Origin of the sequence: Agromyces sp. NPDC056389, from assembly GCF_042262385.1 — a bacterium.
GTDB lineage: Bacteria > Actinomycetota > Actinomycetes > Actinomycetales > Microbacteriaceae > Agromyces.
Map to the genome: position 1 here is coordinate 369,093 of NZ_JBHJPN010000002.1, position 22,632 is coordinate 391,724.

General features: G+C 64.9%; 17 protein-coding genes. 14 read left to right on the forward strand and 3 right to left on the reverse strand.

All coding sequences use genetic code 11. From position 1 onward, the window contains the following. The first annotated feature begins 6 nt into the window (after positions 1 to 6). Together ACFCVM_RS14680 and ACFCVM_RS14685 are read left to right on the forward strand one after the other, a co-directional pair. Positions 7 to 528, forward strand: coding sequence for a hypothetical protein (locus tag ACFCVM_RS14680; RefSeq protein WP_375837261.1), 522 nt, complete (start codon positions 7 to 9; stop codon positions 526 to 528). 12 nt (positions 529 to 540) lie between these two features. Continuing rightward, a complete protein-coding gene (locus ACFCVM_RS14685) occupies positions 541 to 1,596 on the forward strand; it encodes a mechanosensitive ion channel family protein (protein WP_375837262.1) in 1,056 nt (351 codons plus the stop codon). Between the two features lie 81 nt (positions 1,597 to 1,677). Here the strand turns inward: ACFCVM_RS14685 and ACFCVM_RS14690 are convergent, their stop codons facing one another. Further along, positions 1,678 to 2,643 carry a helix-turn-helix transcriptional regulator gene (locus ACFCVM_RS14690; RefSeq protein ID WP_375837263.1) on the reverse strand — a complete coding sequence of 322 codons (966 nt, stop codon included), beginning with the start codon at positions 2,641 to 2,643 and terminating at the stop codon, positions 1,678 to 1,680. 62 nt (positions 2,644 to 2,705) lie between these two features. Between ACFCVM_RS14690 and ACFCVM_RS14695 the strand changes: the two genes are divergently transcribed. Continuing rightward, on the forward strand, positions 2,706 to 3,845 hold the full coding sequence (locus ACFCVM_RS14695) for an epoxide hydrolase family protein (protein ID WP_375837265.1): 1,140 nt from the start codon (positions 2,706 to 2,708) through the stop codon (positions 3,843 to 3,845). A 133-nt stretch (positions 3,846 to 3,978) separates the two neighbouring features. Here ACFCVM_RS14695 and ACFCVM_RS14700 read toward each other — a convergent pair whose 3' ends face one another. Continuing rightward, complete coding sequence (locus ACFCVM_RS14700; RefSeq protein WP_375837267.1) at positions 3,979 to 4,842, reverse strand: alpha/beta hydrolase; 864 nt, start codon at positions 4,840 to 4,842, stop codon at positions 3,979 to 3,981. Between the two features lie 198 nt (positions 4,843 to 5,040). Here ACFCVM_RS14700 and ACFCVM_RS14705 point away from each other — a divergent pair, with 198 nt between their 5' ends. The 8 genes from ACFCVM_RS14705 to ACFCVM_RS14740 all read left to right on the forward strand — a co-directional run bounded on the left by ACFCVM_RS14705 (position 5,041) and on the right by ACFCVM_RS14740 (position 18,682). Then, positions 5,041 to 7,770: an AAA family ATPase gene (locus ACFCVM_RS14705; protein WP_375837268.1), complete on the forward strand. Its 2,730-nt coding sequence runs from the start codon at positions 5,041 to 5,043 to the stop codon at positions 7,768 to 7,770. Positions 7,771 to 7,850: 80 nt separating this feature from the next. Continuing rightward, positions 7,851 to 8,549: an alpha/beta fold hydrolase gene (locus ACFCVM_RS14710; protein ID WP_375837269.1), complete on the forward strand. Its 699-nt coding sequence runs from the start codon at positions 7,851 to 7,853 to the stop codon at positions 8,547 to 8,549. A gap of 98 nt (positions 8,550 to 8,647) precedes the next feature. Further along, positions 8,648 to 9,685 (forward strand): prolyl oligopeptidase family serine peptidase, encoded by a 1,038-nt coding sequence (locus ACFCVM_RS14715; RefSeq protein ID WP_375837270.1) that lies wholly within the window; start codon positions 8,648 to 8,650, stop codon positions 9,683 to 9,685. Between the two features lie 318 nt (positions 9,686 to 10,003). Further along, positions 10,004 to 12,328 carry a hypothetical protein gene (locus ACFCVM_RS14720; protein ID WP_375837272.1) on the forward strand — a complete coding sequence of 775 codons (2,325 nt, stop codon included), beginning with the start codon at positions 10,004 to 10,006 and terminating at the stop codon, positions 12,326 to 12,328. A gap of 237 nt (positions 12,329 to 12,565) precedes the next feature. Beyond that, positions 12,566 to 16,123: an SIR2 family protein gene (locus ACFCVM_RS14725; protein ID WP_375837273.1), complete on the forward strand. Its 3,558-nt coding sequence runs from the start codon at positions 12,566 to 12,568 to the stop codon at positions 16,121 to 16,123. A 420-nt stretch (positions 16,124 to 16,543) separates the two neighbouring features. Next, positions 16,544 to 17,749 (forward strand): PIN domain-containing protein, encoded by a 1,206-nt coding sequence (locus ACFCVM_RS14730; protein ID WP_375837274.1) that lies wholly within the window; start codon positions 16,544 to 16,546, stop codon positions 17,747 to 17,749. 355 nt (positions 17,750 to 18,104) lie between these two features. After that, positions 18,105 to 18,371, forward strand: a complete 267-nt coding sequence (locus tag ACFCVM_RS14735; RefSeq protein WP_375837275.1) for a hypothetical protein — start codon at positions 18,105 to 18,107, stop codon at positions 18,369 to 18,371. Beyond that, a complete protein-coding gene (locus ACFCVM_RS14740; RefSeq protein ID WP_375837276.1) occupies positions 18,368 to 18,682 on the forward strand; it encodes a hypothetical protein in 315 nt (104 codons plus the stop codon). Before ACFCVM_RS14735 ends, ACFCVM_RS14740 begins: the two co-directional genes overlap by 4 nt. Before the next feature lie 57 nt (positions 18,683 to 18,739). Here the strand turns inward: ACFCVM_RS14740 and ACFCVM_RS14745 are convergent, their stop codons facing one another. Beyond that, positions 18,740 to 19,429 carry a TetR/AcrR family transcriptional regulator C-terminal domain-containing protein gene (locus ACFCVM_RS14745; protein ID WP_375837277.1) on the reverse strand — a complete coding sequence of 230 codons (690 nt, stop codon included), beginning with the start codon at positions 19,427 to 19,429 and terminating at the stop codon, positions 18,740 to 18,742. A 113-nt stretch (positions 19,430 to 19,542) separates the two neighbouring features. Here ACFCVM_RS14745 and ACFCVM_RS14750 point away from each other — a divergent pair, with 113 nt between their 5' ends. From ACFCVM_RS14750 to ACFCVM_RS14760, 3 genes are all read left to right on the forward strand, one after another. Next, positions 19,543 to 20,649 carry an oxygenase MpaB family protein gene (locus ACFCVM_RS14750; protein ID WP_375837278.1) on the forward strand — a complete coding sequence of 369 codons (1,107 nt, stop codon included), beginning with the start codon at positions 19,543 to 19,545 and terminating at the stop codon, positions 20,647 to 20,649. Next, entirely contained in the window at positions 20,646 to 22,055 is a 1,410-nt protein-coding gene (locus tag ACFCVM_RS14755; RefSeq protein WP_375837279.1) for an aldehyde dehydrogenase family protein, read from the forward strand. The genes ACFCVM_RS14750 and ACFCVM_RS14755 overlap by 4 nt, the downstream gene beginning before the upstream one ends. Positions 22,056 to 22,138: 83 nt before the next feature. Beyond that, positions 22,139 to 22,504, forward strand: a complete 366-nt coding sequence (locus tag ACFCVM_RS14760) for a hypothetical protein (protein ID WP_375837280.1) — start codon at positions 22,139 to 22,141, stop codon at positions 22,502 to 22,504. The last annotated feature ends 128 nt before the right edge of the window (positions 22,505 to 22,632 follow it).

Genomic DNA, 22,632 nt, shown 5'->3' on the forward strand with positions numbered 1-22,632 from the left:
CCGGTCATGCCCCCGAGGTCCGCCGCGGCGACATCCCCACCTCTCCGGCGCGTCGGCATCCTCACCGCGGGCGTCGCTGCGCGAGGTGCTGTACAGCTGGCCGCATTCCTCGTCGCCTACTTCGGTGCGATCCCGTCTTTGGTGACGGCGGTGGTGCATCCCTACGACGAGGCGGCGACCCCGGAAGCCATTGGCAGCGCTGTCTTCTGGTGTCTGCTCCTGCTCGCCTGCCTCGCCGCCGCGATGGTCATGGGTCGCTTCGCCCGGTACATGCACGAATGGTGGTTGGGCGAGGTCGCGACCCGCGTGGCCGAGAACTACGACGTGCCGTGGCAGCTCATCGACAAGGCGACCCGGTACAAGCCGATCGCCAAGCCGTATTGGCCGTCACCGAACCGAGTCCTGCGGTTGTCCGATCGGCGCGGCTGGATCTCCGGCGAAGCAACCATCGAGATCCTCGTGCCCGCGCGCCCCGGTCGGCCGATCGTCGTCGCCATCAGCCAACCGAGGCGCGCAGCCTCCGAATAGACGGGATTGCCCATGGATGACGCCTGGATGGTGTTCTGGGTAGAGCTCGCGGTCGCACTGCTCATCGCAGTCGCCGTCTTCGCGACTGTTGAAGTGGGCCTGCGCCTGGCCGGCCGGCACAGTCCGTTCGCGACGGCCCTGCTCACCAGAATCCGGTGGCCGCTCGCGATCTCCGCCCCGTTGGCGGCTGCGGCGATCGCCGTCACCTACCTGCCCGACCCCGACTGGGCTGAACCGCTCAGCCACACATTCGCGGTCCTCCTCATCGTCAGCGGCGCCTGGCTCATCGCGGGAGCCTTCCTCGTCGTGGCCGATCACGCGCTCTCGCGATCCAGCCTCGCAGCCTCCGACTCGCAAGAAGGCCGCCGACTCCGCACGCAGGTGCAAGTGCTGCGGCGCCTCGTCGTGGCTCTCATCGCGATCGTCGCCCTCGGCGCGATCTTCCTGTCATTCGAATCAGTACGCGCCGTCGGCGCGAGCCTGCTCGCAAGCGCTGGCATCGTGTCCGTTGTCGTCGGTCTGGCAGCGCAGTCGCTGCTCGGGAACCTCTTCGCCGGGGTCCAACTCGCATTCAGCGAAGCCATCCGTGTTGGCGATGTCGTCGTCATCGAGGAGCAGTGGGGCCGCGTCCACGAGATCACCCTCAGCTATGTCGTCGTGATCACTTGGGACAGGCGGGTGCTCGTGCTGCCGTGCACCCGCTTCACGACGGGCTCGTTCGAGAACTGGACGAAGCTGCAGTCCGAACTGTCGGGCACCGTCGAAATCCTGTTGGATTGGCAGGCGTCGATACCGGCGCTTCGCGAGCAACTCGACCTCATTCTCGCCGCGACGGATCTGTGGGATGCGGACGTCGCGCGCGTCCAGGTCACGGACATCGCCGCCGACAGCGTGCGGGTTCGCGTCCTCATCAGTGCGGCCGACGCGCCCACGCTCTGGCAGCTCCGCTGCCATGTGCGCGAGGAGCTCGCCGGGTGGGTCCGCACGGACCACCCCGATTGGATCCCGCGGCAACGAGTTCGCATTGATCGCTCTCCCGACACCGACCCGCGCGACGAGGCATCCTGAGTCTCGTTCCGAGCGCTGACCTCGCCGGCAACGCCCAGCGACGCTGTGACGTCCACGACTGGCCGGACGGCACGACGGGCGTCAGCCCGCGTCGGGGGTGCGACCTATCGCGCGTTGCAGGCGGGCGCCGAGTCGCTCGAGCGCGGCGATGAGGCCGTCGCCCTCGATCACCTCGTAGTCGACTCCGAGCTGCGTGACCCACAGCGCGAGACGGTCGGGGTCGTCGGACCCGAGTTCGACGCGGCACGAGGTGTCGTCGACCCGTACGATTTCGACCGGAACGACGAGCTTGGCGGCAACCACATCCGCAGGAGCGTGCACGAGGATGCGGGCGCGGTGGACCCAACCCGCGCGGAGCACCCGCTCGACGACGAAGTCCACCTCGTCGCGCTCGGGGATCACGCGCGGACGGAACCTCCTTCCCGTCGGCGCGCGGAGGCGCATCCGATCGACACGGAACACACGCCAGTCGTCGCGGTCGAGATCCCACGCGAGCAGATACCAGAGCGAGCCCCACCCGACCAGGCGCTGCGGTTCCACGTGGCGCGGCTCTTCCGGCCCGCCCGGCTTGGTGTAGCCGAATCGCAGGCGCTCGTGTCCGCGGATCGCCGCGGCGACACCGCTGACGACGGTGAGGTCGAGCGCCGGCCCGGCGCCGGGGACAACGCTCGCGGCATGACGCAGCGCGTCAACGCGGTGCCGAAGGCGAGACGGTAGCACCTGCTCAAGCTTCGCGAGCGCAGTGAGCGAGGTCTCCTCGATGCCGAGGCTTCCGCCCGCGGCTGCGCCGAGCCCTACCGCGACGGCGATGGCTTCGTCGTCGTCCAGCAGCAGGGGCGGCATGGCCGTGCCTGCGCTCAGCCGGTAGCCGCCGGTGACACCGGGACGCGCAATCACCGGATACCCGAGGGAGCGCAGCTTGCCGATGTCGGCGCGCACCGTGCGGGTGCTTACTCCCAGACGCTCGGCGAGGTTGGCGCTCGTCCAGTCGCGGTGCAGCTGGAGCAGCGACAGCAACTCGAGGAGTCGCGCCGAGGTCCCCAACATGCTCACGATCATTTCAGCAATCGCGGAACAAAACCTTCCGCATCACCGAGGAGCGTAGAGACATGAACAACGACTCTCAGCTCACGCCGTTCCGGATCGACATCTCTCAGGCCGCCGTCGACGACCTCAAGGATCGACTCGAATGCACCCGATGGGCGGCTACCGTGCCGGGACGAGACGACCGCACAGATTTCAGCCGTGGCATCCCCCAGCCCTATCTTCGCGAGCTCGCCGAACTCTGGCGTGAAGGCTTCGACTGGCGGGCGCAGGAGACGGCGCTCAACGTCTTCCCGCAACTCCTGACCACCGTTGACGAGCAGACCTTCCACGTTGTGCATGTCGCGTCGTCGAACCCGGATGCGACCCCGCTGCTGCTGTGCCACGGCTGGCCGGGCTCGTTCGTCGAGTACCGGCGACTGATGCCGCTGCTGGCCGATGACTTCCACGTCGTCGTCCCGTCGCCGCCAGGGTTCGGGTTCTCGACCCCGCTGTCGTCGACCGGCTGGGAAATCGGTCGCACGGCCGAAGCATATGCGGAGATCATGACCCGCCTCGGGTACGACCGTTTCGTCGCCCACGGCACCGACACCGGATCGGGCATCGTCGCTCAGCTAGCCACTACCCACCCCGAGCGCGTCCTCGGCATGCACCTCGCGTGTGAGCAGCGTCTGCTGGGCCTGGTGGGCGTGATCTTCCCCGCACCCGATGACCTTTCCGCGCAGGAGGAGACCGAGCTGGCGACGATGGGTGCTGAGGCGGCATCCGACCGCGGGTATCTCGAGATGCAGAACCACAAGCCCGACACCATCGGCGCAGCCCTCACTGACTCGCCCGTCGGACAGCTCGCGTGGATCGCGGAGAAGTTCAAGACCCGCGGCGATCGCCACGCCACGCCGAGCGACTCGGTCGACCGCGATGACCTGCTCACGAACGTGAGTCTCTATTGGTTCACCCGCAGTGGGGAGTCGAGCGCGCAGTTCTACTACGAGGCGACGCACTCCGGAATGCCGCCCGCGATGGGTGCGGCAGTGCCGGCCGGTTGGGCTGTCTTCGACGCGAATCCGCTCGTGCGCCGAGCTATGGATCCGCAGCGGTCGATCGGCCACTGGACAGAGTTCGCCGAGGGCGGCCACTTCCCGGCGCTGGAGGAACCCGACCTGCTCGCGCAGGACATCCGCGACTTCGTTCACAGCATTCGCTGACCGTCGCGTCCTCCGCGTTCGCCGCCGCGTGAGCGCCGACCCTGAGCTGCCCCTCTCCTGACCGGACCCCTGTCGCCCTCATCGGGCGGCGGGGGTCCTTCGTTCTTGGCGGCGCGGACACCGGCGCTGCGCTCTAGTCGACGAAGCGCTGGACGAACGCGAGGGCTTCGTCGGCGACGTCGCGCCAACCCGAGTCGATCGTCAGGGAGTGCCCCCGGTTCGGGATGATGATCTCCTCAGTGATCCCGACATTGTGCTTCGCCTGGATCTTGTAGCTGGCGTTGGTGATCGCCGGCGGCACCGTGTGATCCTTCTCCCCACCGATGATGAGCAGCGGTCCGCGGGCGGGGTTCTTCGAGTCGACTTCAGTGTCGCCGCCGAACGGATTGAAGTTCGCGAACGCCGCTTGGAACAGTGCAATCCCTGCAGCCGCGACATGGTGCTCCTCATAGAGTCGTCGCCCTTCCTCCTCACTCAGCGCGTTGACCCAGCCGTACTGGAACTGCTCCCACGTCAACGCGACACCACGCCCCGCGTTGGCAGGGTTCGCAAGCACGGGGGCCGCGGACTTCAGCGACGACGCCGGAAGCGGCAGCACACCCTTGAACGGTGCGTTGTCGATCGACACAGTCACGGCCGCCACTCCTTCGCCGGCGATCTTCTGCGCGATGAGCCCACCGAAGGAGTGACCGATCACGACAGGACTCCGGTCGAGTGCGGCAATGGCCTCGAGGTAGTGGTCGGTGACCTGCTGGACCATCTTCTTCGCGAACGCCTCGGGATGCTCGCGAGCTTCGGCGACGGTGGCCGGGTCGTCCGGCCAGCCAGGGGCGAGCGTCACGAACCCGTTGTCCTCGAAGAACTCCCGCCACGGCGCCCAACTGCTCGAGAGCAACCAGAGACCATGCACGAACACGACCGGAGTGCGGTCCGACTCGTTCGCTCGAGCGATCTCGACGAGCTCCCAGTCGGCGAGGGTGGAGGTGCTGTCACTCATGTGTCGTCCTCTCAACGGTGGCCGTGCCCGTTGCGCGGCCGAGACCGCGACCAGCGTAGGACGATGACGATCAGGCCACCAGAGCGCCCGGCCCAGCGTTCCGGGCGAGAGGCAGGAGTCGCGGTTGCGGCAACCGGTCAATGGCTCGTAGGTTCTGTGGATCAGGCCCTGCGTGTGCTGGGCGGTTGGCGGTGATGCATGCTCTTCGGGCGCGATGCCGAGCTCGAGCTGATCCGCGCGCTCGTACAGGTTGGACCGCCCAGACCGGCTCCACCACCCGTTCTGATGTTCAGCGGCGAGCCGGGCGTGGGCAAGACCGCCCTGCTCGACAGCGCCACCGAGGTATCCGAGCGGGCCGGCCGAACCGCGCTGCGCGCGACGGCCCTCGAGTACGAGGCCGATCTCACCTACGGCGCGTTGAACCAGGTGCTGCTTCCCCTGCTCGATCATCATTCATCGCTCGACGAGGTCCATCGGCATGCCATCGCGGTGATCTGCGGGCTCGAATCCGGCCCGCCACCGACCCAGCTCATCGCCGGCGCCGCAACCCTCGCCCTCCTCACCCAGGCTGCGAAGACGACGCCGCTACTCCTCATCGTCGACGACGCGCCGTGGCTCGACCTGGCGAGCGGCATGGCTCTCGCCTACGTAGCCCGGCGCGTACAGAGCACCGACATCCGATTCCTCATCGCCGCCCGATCGGAACTCGAGAACCTCTTCGTCCGCAGCGGCTTCGATGCGCATGTCCTCGAACCGCTCGACGAGATCGACGCCGATGCCCTGCTCGTCGCACGCTTTCCAGCCCTCGCACCGAACGTACGTCGTCGCATCCGCGAGGAGGCACTCGGCAACCCGCTGGCGCTCCTGGATCTGCCCGCTGCGCTCGACGCCTCCGCGCGGCCGCTCCGCGAGACCCTGCCGCTGACGGATCGCCTCACGAACCTCTATGCACAGCGGATCCGGGACCTCCCAGAGGCCACTCGAGGGCTCCTGCTCTTCGTGGTGCTCGCCGGTGCCGAGAACAGCGGGACGATCGAGGACTGCCTGCCGACGCCGGAGGGCCGAGCCGACCTCCCGCCCGCCGAGCGGGCGGGCCTCGTGCGCATGAATCAGCGCACGGGGCGCATGGAGTTCCGTCATCCGTTGATCCGCTCGACCGTCTTCGAGCTGTCGACGAGCGACGACCGCCGCGGCGCGCACGCCGCCCTCGCCGAGGCGTTCGCGGACGACCCGCAGCGGCGCGCCTGGCATCTTGGCCAATCGGCGTCAGCGCCCGATGAAGAGGTCGCTCATCTCCTCGAAGCCGTCGCCGACGATCTGCTCCACACCGGCAACAGCACGCGCGCGACGGCAGCGATGCTCCGAGCAGCTGAGCTGAGCCCTGCTCGGCCGGACCGTGCACGTCGCCTCGCTCGCGCCGCCTACCTCGGCTCGCTCGTGACCGGCGAGCTGCAGGCCAGTCCCCGCCTACTGGTCGCGGCCCAGCATGAGATCACCGATGCCCCATCCATCGCCGCCGTGACGGCAGCGGCGTTCCATCTGCTGAACGGCGAGGGCGACGCCTCGAGCGCACAGCGTCTGCTCATCGCGGCGCTCGACGCGACCCCCGGTCCCCTCGATACCGCGAACGACGATGTGATGGAAGCGCTGCAGACCCTCGTCTTCGTGGGCTTCTATGCGGGTCGCCCCGAATTCTGGAGTGAGACGCGGCGGCAGATCTCTCGCGTCACGCCCGAGCCGCCCGAAACGCTCACCCTGCTCGACTCGACCTTCGCAGACCCCGCCCGCACCGAGGCATCCGCTGTTCATCGCCTCGATGCCGCTGTCGATGCGCTGCGATTCACCTCCGATCCGGTCCAGATCACGAGGATCGCCACGGCCGGTGCGTACCTCGACCGCATCGAGCGCGCGCGCGAGCCGCTCTGGCGCATCGTTGACGACGGGCGCCGCGGCGGCGCGGTAGCGAAGGAGATCGAGGCGCTCTTCCTCCTGTCGAACGACGACTACTTCGCGGGCGAGTGGGATGAGCTCGAGCAGCTCACCGACGACGGCCTGCGGCTCTGCGACGAGCTCGGCTACACCCTGACGGCAGCGCCTGGCCGTTTTCTCCGGGCGCTCGTCGATGCCGCGAGAGGGCGGGATGCTGCCGCTGATCGGGCCGCGGAGCAGATCCTGCTCTGGGCCGCGCCGCGCCGCCTGTACACACTCGCCGCCTACGCCTCCCAGATCCGCTGCATGCTGCAACTGCCCCACGGACGGTTCGAATCCGCATACCGGCACGCGGCATCCGTCAGTCCCGCCGGCACGCTGCAGCAGGCCCTGCCCCACGCCGTCTGGCTCGTGTTCGACCTCGTTGAGGCGGCAGCGAGATCCGGAAGACACGCAGAGGCCGTGGCCCATGTGGTCGCGGCCCGGGAAGCCGGTCTCGGCGGCCTCTCGTCGCGCCTCGCGCTCCTCATCGCTGCCGCGGCCGCACTCGTCGACGCCGAGAACTGGCGCGAGGGCTTCGAGCAGGCGCTCGCCACCCCGGGCAGCGAACGATGGGTGTTCGACCGCAGCCGCGTGCACCTCGTCTACGGCGAGCAACTGCGACGCGCTCAGGCGCCGGCCGAGGCTCGCCACCAGCTGGCTGCAGCGATCGAGGGCTTCGAACGCCTCGAAGCGACGGCGTGGATCGATCGAGCCCGCCGGGAGCTCCGCGCAGCGGGCGGCATCGACCAGACCGCCGAGGGGCTCACCCCCCAGGAGTCCGCCATTGCCCGGCTCGCTGCAACCGGCCTCTCCAACAAGGAGATCGCAGCACAACTGTTCCTCTCCCCCAGAACCGTGTCGACGCATCTGTCACGGGTGTTCCCGAAACTCGGCATCATGTCGCGAAGCGCCCTTCGCGACGCCCTCGACCGGCAGGAGCCGGAGCTGCGTCATTGAGATACGTCATCTGACGGATTCCTGGGGTGTGCGCGCTCCGTAGATTCACTCGTGTCCACACCACGAGAGAAGGAGTCAACATGAGTGCCACCATCGTCCTCGTCCACGGCGGATTCGTCGACGGAACCGGATGGCGCGGTGTCTACGACGAGCTGCGAGGTGACGGCTTCGACGTCCGCGTCGTGCAGAACCCCACCAAGTCTCTTGCCGACGACGCCGCGACGACCCGCGACATCCTCGACCAGGTCGACGGCCCCGTCGTCCTCGTCGGCCACTCCTACGGCGGCGCGGTGATCACCGAAGCCGGCACCCACGAGAAGGTCGCCGCCCTCGTCTACGTCACGGCATTCGCACCGGATCAGGGCGAGTCCGTGAACTCCCTGCTCGCCACCTTCCCGCCCGACGGCCCCCAGCCGCCGATCCTGCCCCCCGTCAACGGGTACCTCTTCCTCGACCGCGACAAGTTCGCCGATTCGTTCGCCGCCGACGTCTCGCCGCAGGAGTCGGCATTCATGGCCGACTCGCAAGTGCCGTGGGGCCTCGAAGCCCTCGGCGGCAATGTCACCGAGGCCGCATGGCGGGTGAAGCCGAGCTGGTACCTGCACGTCAGCGAAGACCGGATGATTCCGCCCGCAGCCCAGTCGTCGATGGCCGAACGCATCGGTGCGACCGTTGCCGAGACTCCGGGCAGCCACGCGATCTACGTGTCCCGGCCCAAGGTGGTCGCCGACCTGATTCGCACGGCGGCGGCGGAGGTCGACGCATCCGCTGCGGCCTAGTCGCAGTCATCGAGCCGGAGTCCGCTTCGGCGGGCTCCGGCCCGTGAAAGTCGTGTCACCCGCAGCATCTGAACCCGGCGAGACCACGAGGAACAGCATTGAACATTCCCACCCTCATGACCAAGGTCGCCGCCCTGAGCGGGCATCCGATCCCGACCTCGAAGCGTCCCGCTCCGTTGGATGCAGACGGCAGTCACGTCATTCCTGCGGATGCCGCAGGCCAGGTCCGGCGCACCCGGGCCGTGCGCGAGGTCCGCAACACGGTGTTCGCGCGCCACCCGTCTGCAGGAAGGAACGGCGCACCGTTGAGCCTGAGGATGGACATCGTCATGCCCGACGCGCCAGGAGCCCACCCGCTCGTCGTCTTCGTCCCCGGCGGCGGCTTCGTCATGTCGCCGAAGGCTGGGGGTCGGCGCATGCGTCGAGCGCTCGCCGCCGCTGGTTACGTGGTGGCCAGCATCGAGTACCGAACCACCCGCCACAACGCCACCTACCTCGACGGGCTCGCCGATGTACGTGCCGCCGTGCGGTTCCTCCGTGCGAACGCCGCTGGGTACCGCATCGACGCCGCCCACGTCGCGCTCTGGGGAGAGTCGGCCGGCGGGTACCTCGTCGCGATGGCCGGCGCGACGAACGGCGACCCTCGATTCGATCCAGAAGGCGGCGGTCGAGTCCAGGCCGTCATCGACAAGTTCGGCGGCTCCGACCTGAGCAGGATCGCCGACGGGTTCGACCCCGCCACGATCGATGCCGTCGATGCGCCGGGCAACGCGGTCGCCCGATACGTCCACGGGCCGCGAGCGGTGCGCATCACGGACGACCCGGCAGCGGTCGACGCCGCCAACCCCATCACCTACGTGACGGCAGCGTCACCGCCATTCCTGATCTTCCACGGCAGCGACGATCGCATCATCTCCCCGGTGCAGACCGCATTGCTTCATCGCGCCCTCCGGAAGGCCGGCGCCGACAGCACCAGATACCTCGTCACGGGCGCCGGACACGGCGACCTGGCGGTCAAGGGCGGCGAGGAACGATTCTGGACGACCGAGCAGATGCTGAGGTTCATGACCGAGTTCCTCGATCGGCATCTCGACCCGGACGACACGGACGCAGAGTTTCGCCGATCCATCCCGTAACGCAGAAATCCCGGCCTCGTGCGAGGCCGGGATTCTTCGTACGTTCTGACGGACGCATCGTTGGTGGCGCATTCGGTAAATCGGGAAGGCCTTGTAGTTGCAGGGCACTTTCAAAGTCGGAGTATCGGCGTTCCAGGCTAAGCGCGAAAAAATTCCAGCACCGAAGAGACACGGGCATGCGCCTGCCCACATTGTGTGACTCTCATGTGCTGAAGTGGAGAAATGGGTTCGAGAACCAAACGCCGCGCGCTGAAACGAAAGCGTCGACGGCCCCAGCAAGGGGCGGGGGCACAATTCAATCCACATATGAACGTAGCGATGGACTCGGTCGCGAGCCTTGAGAAGCTCATCACTCGTTTCGCGGACGCCACCGACCCGGGTTCAGCCGTCGCGTCGGCGTTCGCTGCGGCAGTCGAAGAACTCGGTGAGAAAGTTCGCCGATTCGATCCATTCAGGCTTATCGAAGTTGCGCGGTTGGCATACCTACCCTTCGGTCCGGGCGGAATGGCCGCCGCGTCAGCCCAAGCGATCCCGGCGCAGATCGAGCTCATCGCTCTGCTCGCGCTGACCTCAGCCTCAAAACCGTACGAAGACGGCGGGGTCGAGCCGCAGGAGATGAGTGAGTTCGTCTCCGAAGCGCCGCCTGCCCTGATGGATCTCGCGCAGCTCGCTCAGCTACGGGGCACCTTCACCGTGGACTCGAATGACAAGCTCGCTCTGATTAGCTTGCTTCTTCGGGGCAGCGAGGTATGGGTCCGCAACACCTCATACCGCGAGCTCGTCAGCGAAACGAACATCGACTTGCTGGACGGACACACGAAGGTCCGTCAAGCGATGCGAGCGAGTCTGGGCTTCGATGCCGGCCAGGCTCTCGCCGTGCTGGACGCATGTCACGAGTTGCAGATGCAGAGTTTGAACGATCGCATGAGCCGGATGCAAGATGCTTTCACCGAGAGCGCAAGCGGAAGTTCTCCAAGTCCGCAGGAAATAGCGGATGCCGGCGCGGCCTTCATGAACGTCTTCGAACCGCGATCTGAGTCATCGACCGTGTCCGTCATAGACATCGCGGGTAAGTCTGGGATGCCAGAACAGACCGTTCATGCGGTCATCCAAAGGTTCCGGCTCGATCTGGGCGACCTGTCTACGGCCGATGCTGTGGACGCGTTCTTCACTGGCAACAATCCGCTGCGAAGCCGCCCCGTCATCGTCGCGCCGAGCGGTCGTGTCCTTCTTCCGCACGACGTGCTCACACCGTTCGCCGTACGAGAGAACCTCGAGGAGTTCCTGAAGACGACCTCGGTGTGGGACATGTACGCGAAGCACCGTGGCGACCGGCTCGAAGCTCGAACGCGCCGCGCGCTTGACCGAGTGCTTCCCGGCGCGACATATCGTGATGCTTTTCTTTACTATGTGCCGGCGAACTCGGCAGAAGAGACGGCAGGCCAGCCAGAAAAGTATACGAAGCGGGCAGAAGCGGATCACCTCGTCGTTCTCGGCGACGTTGCGATCATCGTCGAAGACAAGGCTGTCGCATTCAGTCCGCTCGCTCGAGGCGGAAAGGCCACTCGGCTACGCAGCGACCTCACCGGAATCATCACGAAGGCTGCCCAGCAGGCAGGACGACTACGAGACTGCATCGAACGCGATGGCGGACTGCGTATCGAAGATGAGGGGTGGGTAGATCTATCTCACATCAGGGAGATCCACACCATCGCCGTCAGCCTCGATGACGTGTCGATCCTTACAGCAACCGCGCACCTCGTCGATGCCGGGTTGCTCGATTTGGACAACATCCCTTGGACGGTGTCACTCCACGATCTGGACCTCATCACTCAACTCGTGGACCGACCGGCCGAGTTCCTCCTCTACCTTCGACGCCGCCGCGAGCCCGACGCGACGGTCATGTTCGCGGCACCGGATGAGCTTGACCTCTTCCTCTACTTCCTTCGTGACGGCCTTTGGATCGAACCCGATCCAGCACTCGTGCGTACGAGCTTCCCGTTCCTCCCCGCGCCCACGCCGGGTGAGCTTCGCCGCTACCGGGGACGACGTCCGGGATTCATCCTGAGCCAGACCGATGCACTGGACGCGTGGTTTTACACCCGACGCCGAGAGCCGCTGCGCGACGCACCCGCACCTAAACCAGCCATGGCACCTTCGATGCTTCACCCGCTGATTGACGAACTACAGATGCGCAACTCACCGAACTGGCTCAGCATTGGAGCGACGCTTTTATCGGTCGCGGGTGGAACGCAGGAGCAGTTCGCACGAAACGCCGACGACTTACTCGACAACCCATTGCCTGGCCGCGGCCGCAGACTTGCGGTCCCCATGCCAACAGTGGACCAAGCGTCGGCGTGGCTGATGGTGTGGGCGACACACCCGCCCGGAACTGATCTTGCCCACGAAGCTTCGAATCTACGCGACTACATCCGTGCCAAGAAGCATCAGCTCGGCATCCCACGCGCAGCAGTGCTGCTCTACGACGAAAAGACTCGCGAGCTCATCGACGTGATCTATGACGGACACCTAGGCGAACCGGACGCGGCAGCGACAGCGCTGATGAGCTACCTCAAACCGGCAACAGCCCTCACCAGACGCCTCCATCCAAACGCCAAACGACCGAGGACGCCGATCGGCTGACGGCGTCGACGCATCTGAGTTGGACGCGGGGCATTCGCTCGTCGACCATCGCATCGCGGCATTTCACGCGCCCACGTCATGCCTCGCCTCTTGTCTCCGAGTCCGGGGACAAGAGGCGAGGCTGCCGTCGGCAGGGGCCACACCGTTCTCGCCCGTGTGTACCTAGTTGTGGTCGCAGCTATCGACAACGCATTTTCAATGGCCATCTTCGGTGCGCGCCATCGATACTGTGATCGAATGAATGACGCAGACGGGACGTGGATCACCGGGGATGTTCGCCTACCCGAAGCCGTCATTAGAGCTCACACCGAGGGAACGCTTGTCTTCTTCGTTGGTGCTGGCGCATCTATGGATGATCCTTCCAACCTCCCGCTCTTCAGCGATCTTGCTCAACAATTGGCTGAGATGGCGCACGTGCCGTTCGACAAGGACGCCGCAGTCGATTTCTTCCTTGGCTCAATGCCTGAGGATTTCGACACGCACCTCCACGCTCGCGACCTCATCGCGAACGAAAGCTCAGCCCCCAATCCAACGCACCAAGTACTGGTCAGAGTCGCCACGGCCAAGGGTCAGATGAGAATAGTGACGACGAACTTCGACGACCATCTGTCGGTAGCGGCAGCCAGTAGGGACATCGAGGTGGCAGACAAATGGATCGGCCCTGCTCTACCGCTTGGTGATGATTTCTGCGGCATTGTCCACCTTCATGGATCGGTCCTTCGCGATCCACGTGAGCTCGTACTCACGGACAGTGATTTCGGGCGAGCGTACTTGACTCACGCATGGGCAACCAGGTTTCTGATGTCGATGTTCCAGAAGTTCACGGTGCTCTTCGTTGGGTACAGCCACGACGACCCGATCATGCGCTACCTCGGACTGGGTCTACCAACTGGTACGCCTCGATTCGCCTTCACGAGCATCGATCGTGTGGGCGACCCGAAGTGGGCACGACTCAAAGTGAAGACGATCGGATACCCAGTGGTTGGTCGCGATCACGGCGCGCTCGTAGCGGCCCTAGGCGCTTGGGACGCTCGCTCCCGAATGGGACAGACCGAACATCTCGCCCAGATGACACAAATCGTCAATGCCGGGCCCACCCTCACACCGGTTGATCGCGACTACTTGGCTGTGCGACTGAAGTCCGTTCAAGGCGCACGTGAGTTCGCCCACGCTACAACGAGCCTTGGTCCAGACCGTCAGGTTGAGTGGCTCCGCTGGGTCGAAGAGTTCCCTGATTTCAAAAAGATCTTCATAGGCGAGGATGGCTCGGACGCAGCACCAACGCTCAGCTATTGGTTCTGTCAGACCTTCGTCATCTCCCCTGACCTCCACGGGGCCGCTCTGCAGACGGTTCTCAGGCTCGGTCAGGCGTTCTCGCTTGGGCTCTTTCGCGACGCGTGCTTTGCTGCCGACGAGCTGAGAAAGCTGGATCCAGAGGCAGGGCGGCGCTGGAAAGCCATCCTCTCAACGTCGATTCGTGGGCACTCTGCACCTGTCGCAACCGAGTTCCTGCTTAGTTATATGCCTGACGACCACACCGAGCATGTATCGGTATTGCGGTCAGCACTTCGACCATCCCTTTCACTGAAACGGCGATGGTCCTTTAGCGAATCCGAAAACATGACCCGCCCGCCGGACGCCGAGGTCTATTGGACGACCGCACCGGAGAGCCTCGCCGCACATATTGCAGGAGCGGTCGACGCGAGACCGCCCGGGGACCCGGTTCTCGCGGCGATCCTCGAGGATGCACTGTCCGCCGGTTACGACTTACTCGAGGCGTACCACGGTGACCAACACTGGGACAGCCTCAGCTTTGGTCGGTCGGCAATCGAGCCACACGAGCAAGATCGACACCGTGACCAGGTTGACGCGATGATCGACGGATTGCGAACCTTTGGAGAGAAGGCTCTGAGCTCGCATCCTGATCTGATCGAGACGTGGTGGGCGCTCGGGAGAACACTCTTTCAGCGACTCGCGCTTCACCTAATTGCAATAGACGAATCGCGTACGTCCGACCAGAAACTCCAGTGGATTCTTGACCGCTCCCTGCTGTTCGCCAGTGACGTTCGCCATGAGACCTACGGCGTGCTCCGAGTTGCGATCAAGTCAGCCTCGGGCCCTTTCCGCGAGCGAATCCTTGACGTCGCATCAGGAGGCCCCGATCTCTCGGATGACGTCCCGGACGCCGAGCGGCGAAAGGCGCACGGGACATACCGCCTGTTGGCCTGGCTAGTTATGGTTCAGCCCGATTGGACCGAGGCCGTGCAACTGCTGGCCGCTTCGCAGGAGTCAAATCCTGGCTTTAGCCCTAGTGAACACCCGGACCTCGACCATTGGACAACAACGGGAACTTGGGGCGGAAAGCTACCAGTTGAGCCGGATGAGTTCGAAGCGGCTGTAGACGAAGACCCTACTGAGGCCCTTGACGAGCTTCTGGCTCATGACTACTCGGAACAGGATTTCGATCAGCCAACATGGCATGAGGCGCTTACACTCGTAAGCCGTCTGGCCGAGTCCCGGCCCGACCTCGGCGACCGGATCTGGACGGCTATCGAAAGCCGAACAGATCTCGATACGAGGTGTGAGCTCCTCCGCGCGATTATCGAGGGGTGGGCGAAAGCCGACGCTGCGAGGCTCGCCGAACCCATCTTCGATCGTGTTGAGGGCCAGATTTCTGATCCCGAATCTGCTGATGCGATCGGCAGGTTCTTGTTGGATCAGATTCGCAAGCGAGTTGACGACGATGATTCCTCTGCGCTTGCTGCACTACGCAGGATCGCCCAGATTCTTTGGCAGGAACAGGGCGAAGCCTTCCGCCACGCAGACGACGTTGACCCCGTTGCAATTGTGTCCCTCTACCTGAACTCGTGGCCTGGCGCACTCACTCAGTATTGGATGAGCGAGATTGACCGACGGTGGCGGAGCGACCGCGATGGCTGGGCCGGCCTTAGCGACGACGAATCTACCGCGCTTACTGCCCTACTCGGAGGGTCACGGTATGCGCGCGACGCGACCCAGCCAGCAGTCGCGGCCGAATTGTATTTCATGTTCGCAGCTGACCCCGATTTCACCATCCAACACATCCTGCCGCTGTTCCTAGATGTCGAAACGGCGAAGCTGGCTTGGACGCCCTTCCTCTATGGTCCCAGATACGACGACAGGCTCCTCGCCGCTGGCCTGCTCGAGGGCCTCACCGTTGAGTGGGACCGCCTCTCTAGCCTGGATCATGAGCTGCGCAAACAGTTCTTTGGTCTGACTGCATCCGTCGTGTCGTTCGCTGGGATCGATGCCGACGCACGCCAAGCCCTGCTCGACCGCAGTGTGCTGGCAGGGGGTGGCGCCTACGCCGCGGACTTCGCGAGCTGCACTGTGCAACTCGCTGCCTCAGAAGGTGTTGATGGAGCGGAGATTTGGAACCTCTGGCTTCGCGATCACCTTAGAAAACGGATTGCAGGAGTTCCCCGCATCGCTGGCGCGCCCGAGCTGACGAGCTGGGCCGACGTTGTTCCGCACCTTGGCACCGCAATTCCGGAAGCAACGGAGTTGCTTCGTAACTCTCAGATCGGTCTGGGCGAAGACTTCCTCAGCCCGGTGTTCGCCGAAGGAGTTATCGCCGAGCATGGGAACGCACTGGTCGAGCATTACGTCGGACGGGTTCGGAACACGTCAAACAGCGGCCGTCGCCTTCAATTTCAACTCCAGGAGCTGATTGCCAGTTTGCGGACGGTTTTGGGTGATGAGGCAATCGAACCGCTGGCGGTGGCGTGCGCGGATGGAGGCTTCCTGTCTCGCTGAAGGACCCGTTTTGCGGTTCGACCTACCAGACACTCTCGCCGAAGGCGCGGCACGCACCCGCAACTGGTCGCTGTCGATCGAGACTGGCTCGACCTACCAGTACGGCGCTCGCGCTGGAACACCGCGCCAGGTTGGACGGATGCGGGCGCGATCTTGCCCGATCCTGTTCGATTCGGAAGGATCGCATGCGCGCCGTGGGTGATCCCTGCTTCAATTCGGGCATGCGACTCGAAGATGCACACGAACTCATAGCCAAGCATGCAGGCGAGGCGAGGCGAGGCGACGATCGTCGACGGAACGTCGACGGAACGATCATCTCGAAGACTGAGCACAGCGGACCTCTCGAGCTCAGCACGACTGGCGTCGTGTTCGTGCTCCTCGCGGGAGCAAAGTGTCGATGGCTACAGATAGCGTGAGACTGTGAAGAAGCGGTTGCCCGGCTACTACCCGATACTTCAGGACCAGGTTGATGCAGTCTGGGAGAACGGCATCGTCGTGCTCGACGCCAACGCACTGCTCGGGCTCTACGAGCAGACTGCGGCCACGAGGGTCGTCTACGTGGCCGCGCTCGAAAGTGTTCAGGAGCGACTGTGGTTGCCTCACCAGGTCGCCCTCGAGTTCCATAGGAATCGCAGGCGCGTCTGGGATGGCGTCGTCGCCGATCACAACGAAGCCACCAAGAAGCTCCGCTCCGAAGTGCGTTCTGCGCGCAAACAGCTCGATCAGATCCAGGTGCGAGACAACGAGCTCGACTTCAGCGAAGAGTTCGACGCCATCGAGACACAGATCAAAGCACTCGATGCCAAGCTCAAGGAATCCAAAGGCCGTTTCAACGCCGAGAAGAAGAACGGTAGCGACCCGATCCTCAAGACAGTCGAGGAACTCTACCCCGACCGGCGTGTCGGCAAGCCCTTCACTACGAAACAACGCACGAAGCACCGCGCGTTGGGTGCCGAGCGGCTCCTCGCTCGCCAAGCGCCTGGTTTCACCGACGGCCAAAAAAGCGGCGATGCAGCATTCGGTGATTACTACCTGTGGGCACAGATCATGAAGCGAGCAAAGAAGCTCGGGGCTGACGTAGTTCTCGTCACCGACGATCGCAAGGATGATTGGCGTACATCGGACGGAGGGCCCCTTCCTGAGCTCGTGAGCGAGTTCGCCGAGCGGACTGGACAACGGATTCTCATCGTCGACTCGACAGCATTCGTCGAGAGGTTCGGGGCCAATGACGCCGCAAAGGCAGCAGCCGACGAACTGCGCGAGACCGCCGCAACGCGTGAATCCGCCTACGAGGCTCTGCTGCCTTCGATTTCGACACTGCAGCACGCCGCGGAGGTAGTGCCAGATGTTCGCCAGTTCCTGTCCACGTACGAGTCCCTGGGCCTCGCCTCAGAAACCATCGCAAAGATGGTTGAAGCGGCTAACTTGGTTGGTTTCACGCCGTCATGGCGCACAACGGCTCTTCTCGGCCCCCAATCAGCGCTCGCCGCTGCGGCAGTGAAAGCAGCGCAGCATCCCGGACCGCAGAACTCGCTGGCGGCGGCGGCAGTCGAGATCGCTCGAGCCCAGGCGGAGTTGCGTGATGCCCGAGCTACAGAACCGGATGACTTGCGCGGAGAAGATTAGGGCTGCACAAAGTTGACCCGGTTGCCGAGTGCACGAACTCAAGCCGGCACGGCTCGGCCGCTCCTCGCAATCATGCGCAGTCTGCGCGCTAACTCCCTTTCTCCCCTCGTCTTCCCGCTCGGCCTGCGACCGAAGTAGTCGGCGTCCAGAAGGAGGCCGTGCCGCGGATGCGCATTCGACGCGCCTCGAGGCGGGTGATGTCGCGCCCTCGAAGCTTGCTGTAGTCGATGGTCTGGACCTTGACCATGTGTCGCAGCTTACTGACACGGGTGTATCGCTGTTGCGGCAGTGGATTGGGCGTGTCGATCGACCGCCAGCTAACATTCGAACAAGTGTTCGAATCCGGGAGGACGCGATGGCAGAAACCACCACAGAGCCGGCGACCGTCTGGGAGCAGAACGGTGCGCCGACACGACTCGAATTCCGTGGCGAAATTTGGCGAGTGATGGGACCCCTGGTGCCATTGATCAAGGAACCCGATGCGCTTCCCGAAGGGCTCACCCATCCCCCATCGCGCCACGTTGGTTGGCGGCTGCTCGTCCGATCCGAGGCGGGTAGGTCGCTGACAACTGACCTGATCCGTTCAGACGCCGGCTGGATCGTGGAACGCGTCGAACCGTGACCCAGAACCGCCGCTACGGCACGCGCCTCGACGAGAACCTCGCTCGAGCAGAACGACTCGACGAAGCACAAGGCACACCGATCGCGCTGACAACCGAGGAGCTGAACACAACGGGCCGACGTGTCGAAGCATCAGAACCGATCCAAGTCGACGCGTGGATCCGGCATCGCGTGATCTACGAAGACCCGCGACTCGTGCATGGCGAAGCCGTCGCCTGGACCGACGGTGCGGTGCTCGTTCGATGGCAACGCAACGGGCACGACTGCTACACGTGGGTTTGGGCAAACGCTGTTCAGCGGCGGAGCACTTGAGTTGTTCAACAACTATGCAGAAGCGGATCGACTTCCGGGCGGATGCGATACGGGAATCTAGACGGTGGTTTCGAACTGCATTCTTTCCGCTCCGGCAATGAAGAGCTCGATGCCCAGGTCCAGCTGGCGGTGGTCGTACGTATTGACCGGCAGGTCCGCGATTCGCGTCAGTGTCGGGTATGCAGTCGGGTCCCGTTTCTCGAGCGCTCCGCGTAGGATCACGGTGCGAGCTGGGACGCCGCTACGAGCCTGGAGGACTGCGTCCCGCGCGTATGCCAGGCAGATGTTCGTGAGCAGCGAGAGTGATCTCATCGCGTTTTCGTCGTTAAAGCCGGCGGCGACCATCTTTGCGAGGACGGCCTCGGTCGGATCGAGCACGTCGGTCACATACGCGTCGGTGAGCCGGATGTGCTCGGCCAGGGAACCTGTGGCGACGGCGCTGCGTGTGAATCCGTGGGCGTAGTTCCGGCAGGCGTCCTGCCATGTCGCCTGCTCGGCGATGTCGACGCCGGAGAAGCTCTCGGAGAAGGCATCCATCGCCACCAGGGCGAGCAGGGTCTCGCGGTCGCTGACGTGGTGGTTCAGTGCCTTTCGGTCGACGCCGAGTTCTCTCGCCAGGGCTTGCATGGTGAGCGCGTCTGCGTCGAGTGAGCGAGCCGCCTCGATGATGCGATCCAACGTCAGTCCTGCGTAGACGCCGACGGCGCGGCGCGGGCCGGCGGGCTTCCGATCGGTGGATGTATTCATGCGTCCTCTGCTGCGGTTTGACGTCCGTCGTTCTCGAGCCTACGCTGTCATTTCATCAGTTCCCACCCGGGAACTGTGATCAAGAAGCGCTCAGGCGTACAAGGGAGTGAGCATTGAGTAGCACCATCACGCGGGACGACGACTTCCGCATCATCACGAAGGAACGCCTCGAAGGCAACGCTGCGCGTTGGCGTCGATTCGGCGAGCCGGTCCCGGCCGGGCAGTCGTTCAACGAGGACGGCACTCCGGACTACGGCCTGTTCGGCCCGGGCTCGATGGTGTGGCAGGTGCTGCTGCACCCGGCGACGATCGTCTTCCAGTACGCGTTCCAGGGTTTGCTGCAGTCGACGTACAAGCCGGTCATCGCCGGTGTCCGTGACCATGACCCGCTGTCACGGAAGACCCTGAAGGGTACGGTCACGATCTTCGACCTGTTCGAGCGTGGGCAGCGCAACTCGGGCATGCACGCCCCGATGTGGCTTGCCGACACTGAGTCCGCGGCCCGGATGGCCAAGCACCTGAAGAACATCCACACCAAGGTCGCCGGGCCGATCATCGATGTCGAGGACCCGGAGCTCGGCGGTTTCGCCGCGACCGAACCGCGCGACGTGATGTGGGCTGCGTTGACCGAGATGCACTCCATGCTCTGGCTCTACGAGAACCTCGCCTACCGCGACGGCAAGAAGCCGCACAAGCTCACCCCCGAGCAGCGTGACCAGTACTTCGCCGAGTCGGCAGCATACTGCCGCCTCGTCGGCGCGAGCGAGGAAGAGATCCCTCACAGCAAGGCCGATCTCGACGCGCTCTACAAGAAGTACGACGCCTACTTCGGCACCAGCGACTCGATGGCGCTCTGGCCCGACACCGGCGAGAACTTCGCCGAGGCGATGTTCGGTCTGTTCAAGAAGAACTTCCACCGTTCCCAGATCCCCGCGGCGATCTACGCCGGCGCGCTCGACCACGGCATCTTCCGTCAGATCGCCGCCGCGTCCTCGTCAGGCCGGATGCGCCAATCCCTCGGCTGGAGCGAGAAGAAGTCCGCCAAGTCGGTGCGCAGCCTGAAGTTCTGGATGCCGTTCGTGTGGATGTTGCAGCGCGGACCGTTCGAGCGCCACTACATGCGCCTCATGTGGGGACCGGACGGCGTGAACCTGATCGAGTCCGCGCGCCGCCTCGAGGCCCAGCACGCAGCCGCGAACCGTCGCCCGCGGAAGCCGTGAACGCGATCGCAGCCCTCGCCGACGTCGTCGACACCGTCGACGACGCCCGCGCGTACTTCGAGACCGGGGCGACCCGGCCGATCGCCTGGCGCCTGAACCAGCTGAACCAGCTCGCCGAGATGCTGCGAGGGCACCGGACCCGGTTCGAGCAAGCCCTCTGGGCCGACCTGCACAAGAGCGCCACGGAGGCCCAGCTCACCGAGCTCGGCAGTGTCCTGTCCGACATCGCGCACACCCGCAAGCACCTTCGTGCCTGGACCAAACCCCGCCGCGTCAGGGTGCAGGCCTCGCTCGCGCCGGCGACGGCGAAGCTCGTGACCGAACCGCTTGGCGTGGTGCTCATCATCGCGCCGTGGAACTACCCGATCCAACTGACGATCGCACCGTTGATCGGCGCGATTGCGGCCGGAAACGCGGTCGTGCTCAAGCCGAGCGAACTGGCGCCGCGCACCTCCGCGGTCCTGGCGGAGCTGATCCCCCGCTACCTCGACCGGCGCGCGGTCCACGTCGTCGAGGGTGCGGTCGCTGAGACCACCGCGCTGCTCGCGCAGAAGTTCGACCACATCTTCTACACCGGCAACGGCACCGTCGGCCGTGTGGTCGCCCGTGCCGCCGCGGAGCACCTCACCCCGACCACGCTCGAGCTCGGCGGCAAGAGCCCGGTCTGGTTCGACGACGACGCGCACATCCACCAGGTCGCCCGCCGCATCGCGTGGGCGAAGTTCACCAACGCCGGCCAGACCTGCATCGCACCCGACTACGTGCTCACCACCCCCGACCGCGTCCAGCCACTGACCGATGCGATCGCCGCAGCGACCACCGAGATGTGGGGCGAAGACCCGAGCCAGATCGCGGACTTCGGGCGGATCGTGAACGAGCGCCACCACGCCCGCCTGGTCGGATACCTCGCCGACGGGCACGTCGCGTACGGCGGGGATGCCGATGCCTCGACCCGGTACCTGGCACCGACGATCCTGCAGCTCGCGCAGGGAGCACAACGACAGGACCTCGCCGTCCTCCGCGACGAGATCTTCGGTCCGATCCTGCCGATCCTGCCGGTCGCGTCAGCCTCGGAAGCGATCCGTCACATCAACGCCGGGGACAAGCCGCTCGCGATGTACATCTTCGCCGGGGCGCGCACGACCCGCGACCGCTTCGTCGACGAAACCTCGTCGGGTGCGGTCGGACTCGACGTGCCCTTCATCCACGCCGGCGTGCCGAGCCTGCCCTTCGGCGGCGTCGGCGAAAGCGGCATGGGCGCCTACCACGGCGAATTCTCCATCCGCACGTTCAGCCACCTCAAGCCGGTACTGCGCAAACCGCACTTCGCGGACACCATCAAGATGGTGCAACCTCCGTACACACCGTTCAGCCGCCGAATCGCGCAGAAAACCGCCGGCGGCTGACGACTCGACCAGCCCTCGCCGGTAGCCGGTCCCATACAGCTTCGCGGAACCTCGCTGGCACTTCTTCTCGAGGTCACGCGTCCATGATGTGGGGCGGCTACTTTGCCGAAAAGAGATCGGCGGATGCGGATCTGGCGTCGCAGGTCGACTGGGAGGTCAGTGTCGCTGAGCAGCAAGTCGACGATGCTCTGGGCATGTTCGATGAACTCGACGCGGCGCCGTTCGCCGAACGTCGGCTGCGGCATTTGGCTAGCAGGCGTGTCGAAGCAGCGAAACCGATTCAGGTGGACGCGTGGACTCGGCATCGCGTCATTTACGAAGACCCGCGACTCGTGCAAAGTGAGGCTGTCGCTTGGACCGACGGTGCGGTGCTCGTCCGATGGCAGCGGAACGGTCACGACTGCTACATGTGGGTTTGGTCGAGCGCGGTTCAGCGGCGCTCGGATTGATCGGCATCCTGGCCGAGGCGCTCTTCAGAGGCTGCACCTCGACCGAAGACCCACGCGCGTACCGACGCGGGAGCCTGTCACGGTGGCGGGCTTTTCTCCGTCATCCCGACCCGCGTCAAGGATTCCCG

Excerpts from the sequence above, each read along its gene's own strand:
- ACFCVM_RS14735 (WP_375837275.1), top strand. The coding sequence starts at position 18,105 with ATGGCAGAAACCACCACAGAGCCGGCGACCGTCTGGGAGCAGAACGGT.
- ACFCVM_RS14710 (WP_375837269.1), top strand. The coding sequence starts at position 7,851 with ATGAGTGCCACCATCGTCCTCGTCCACGGCGGATTCGTCGACGGAACC.
- ACFCVM_RS14725 (WP_375837273.1), top strand. The coding sequence starts at position 12,566 with ATGAATGACGCAGACGGGACGTGGATCACCGGGGATGTTCGCCTACCC.
- ACFCVM_RS14695 (WP_375837265.1), top strand. The coding sequence starts at position 2,706 with ATGAACAACGACTCTCAGCTCACGCCGTTCCGGATCGACATCTCTCAG.
- ACFCVM_RS14745 (WP_375837277.1), bottom strand. The coding sequence starts at position 19,429 with ATGAATACATCCACCGATCGGAAGCCCGCCGGCCCGCGCCGCGCCGTC.
- ACFCVM_RS14685 (WP_375837262.1), top strand. The coding sequence starts at position 541 with ATGGATGACGCCTGGATGGTGTTCTGGGTAGAGCTCGCGGTCGCACTG.
- ACFCVM_RS14720 (WP_375837272.1), top strand. The coding sequence starts at position 10,004 with ATGGACTCGGTCGCGAGCCTTGAGAAGCTCATCACTCGTTTCGCGGAC.
- ACFCVM_RS14690 (WP_375837263.1), bottom strand. The coding sequence starts at position 2,643 with ATGTTGGGGACCTCGGCGCGACTCCTCGAGTTGCTGTCGCTGCTCCAG.
- ACFCVM_RS14680 (WP_375837261.1), top strand. The coding sequence starts at position 7 with ATGCCCCCGAGGTCCGCCGCGGCGACATCCCCACCTCTCCGGCGCGTC.
- ACFCVM_RS14705 (WP_375837268.1), top strand. The coding sequence starts at position 5,041 with ATGCTCTTCGGGCGCGATGCCGAGCTCGAGCTGATCCGCGCGCTCGTA.
- ACFCVM_RS14760 (WP_375837280.1), top strand. The coding sequence starts at position 22,139 with ATGATGTGGGGCGGCTACTTTGCCGAAAAGAGATCGGCGGATGCGGAT.
- ACFCVM_RS14700 (WP_375837267.1), bottom strand. The coding sequence starts at position 4,842 with ATGAGTGACAGCACCTCCACCCTCGCCGACTGGGAGCTCGTCGAGATC.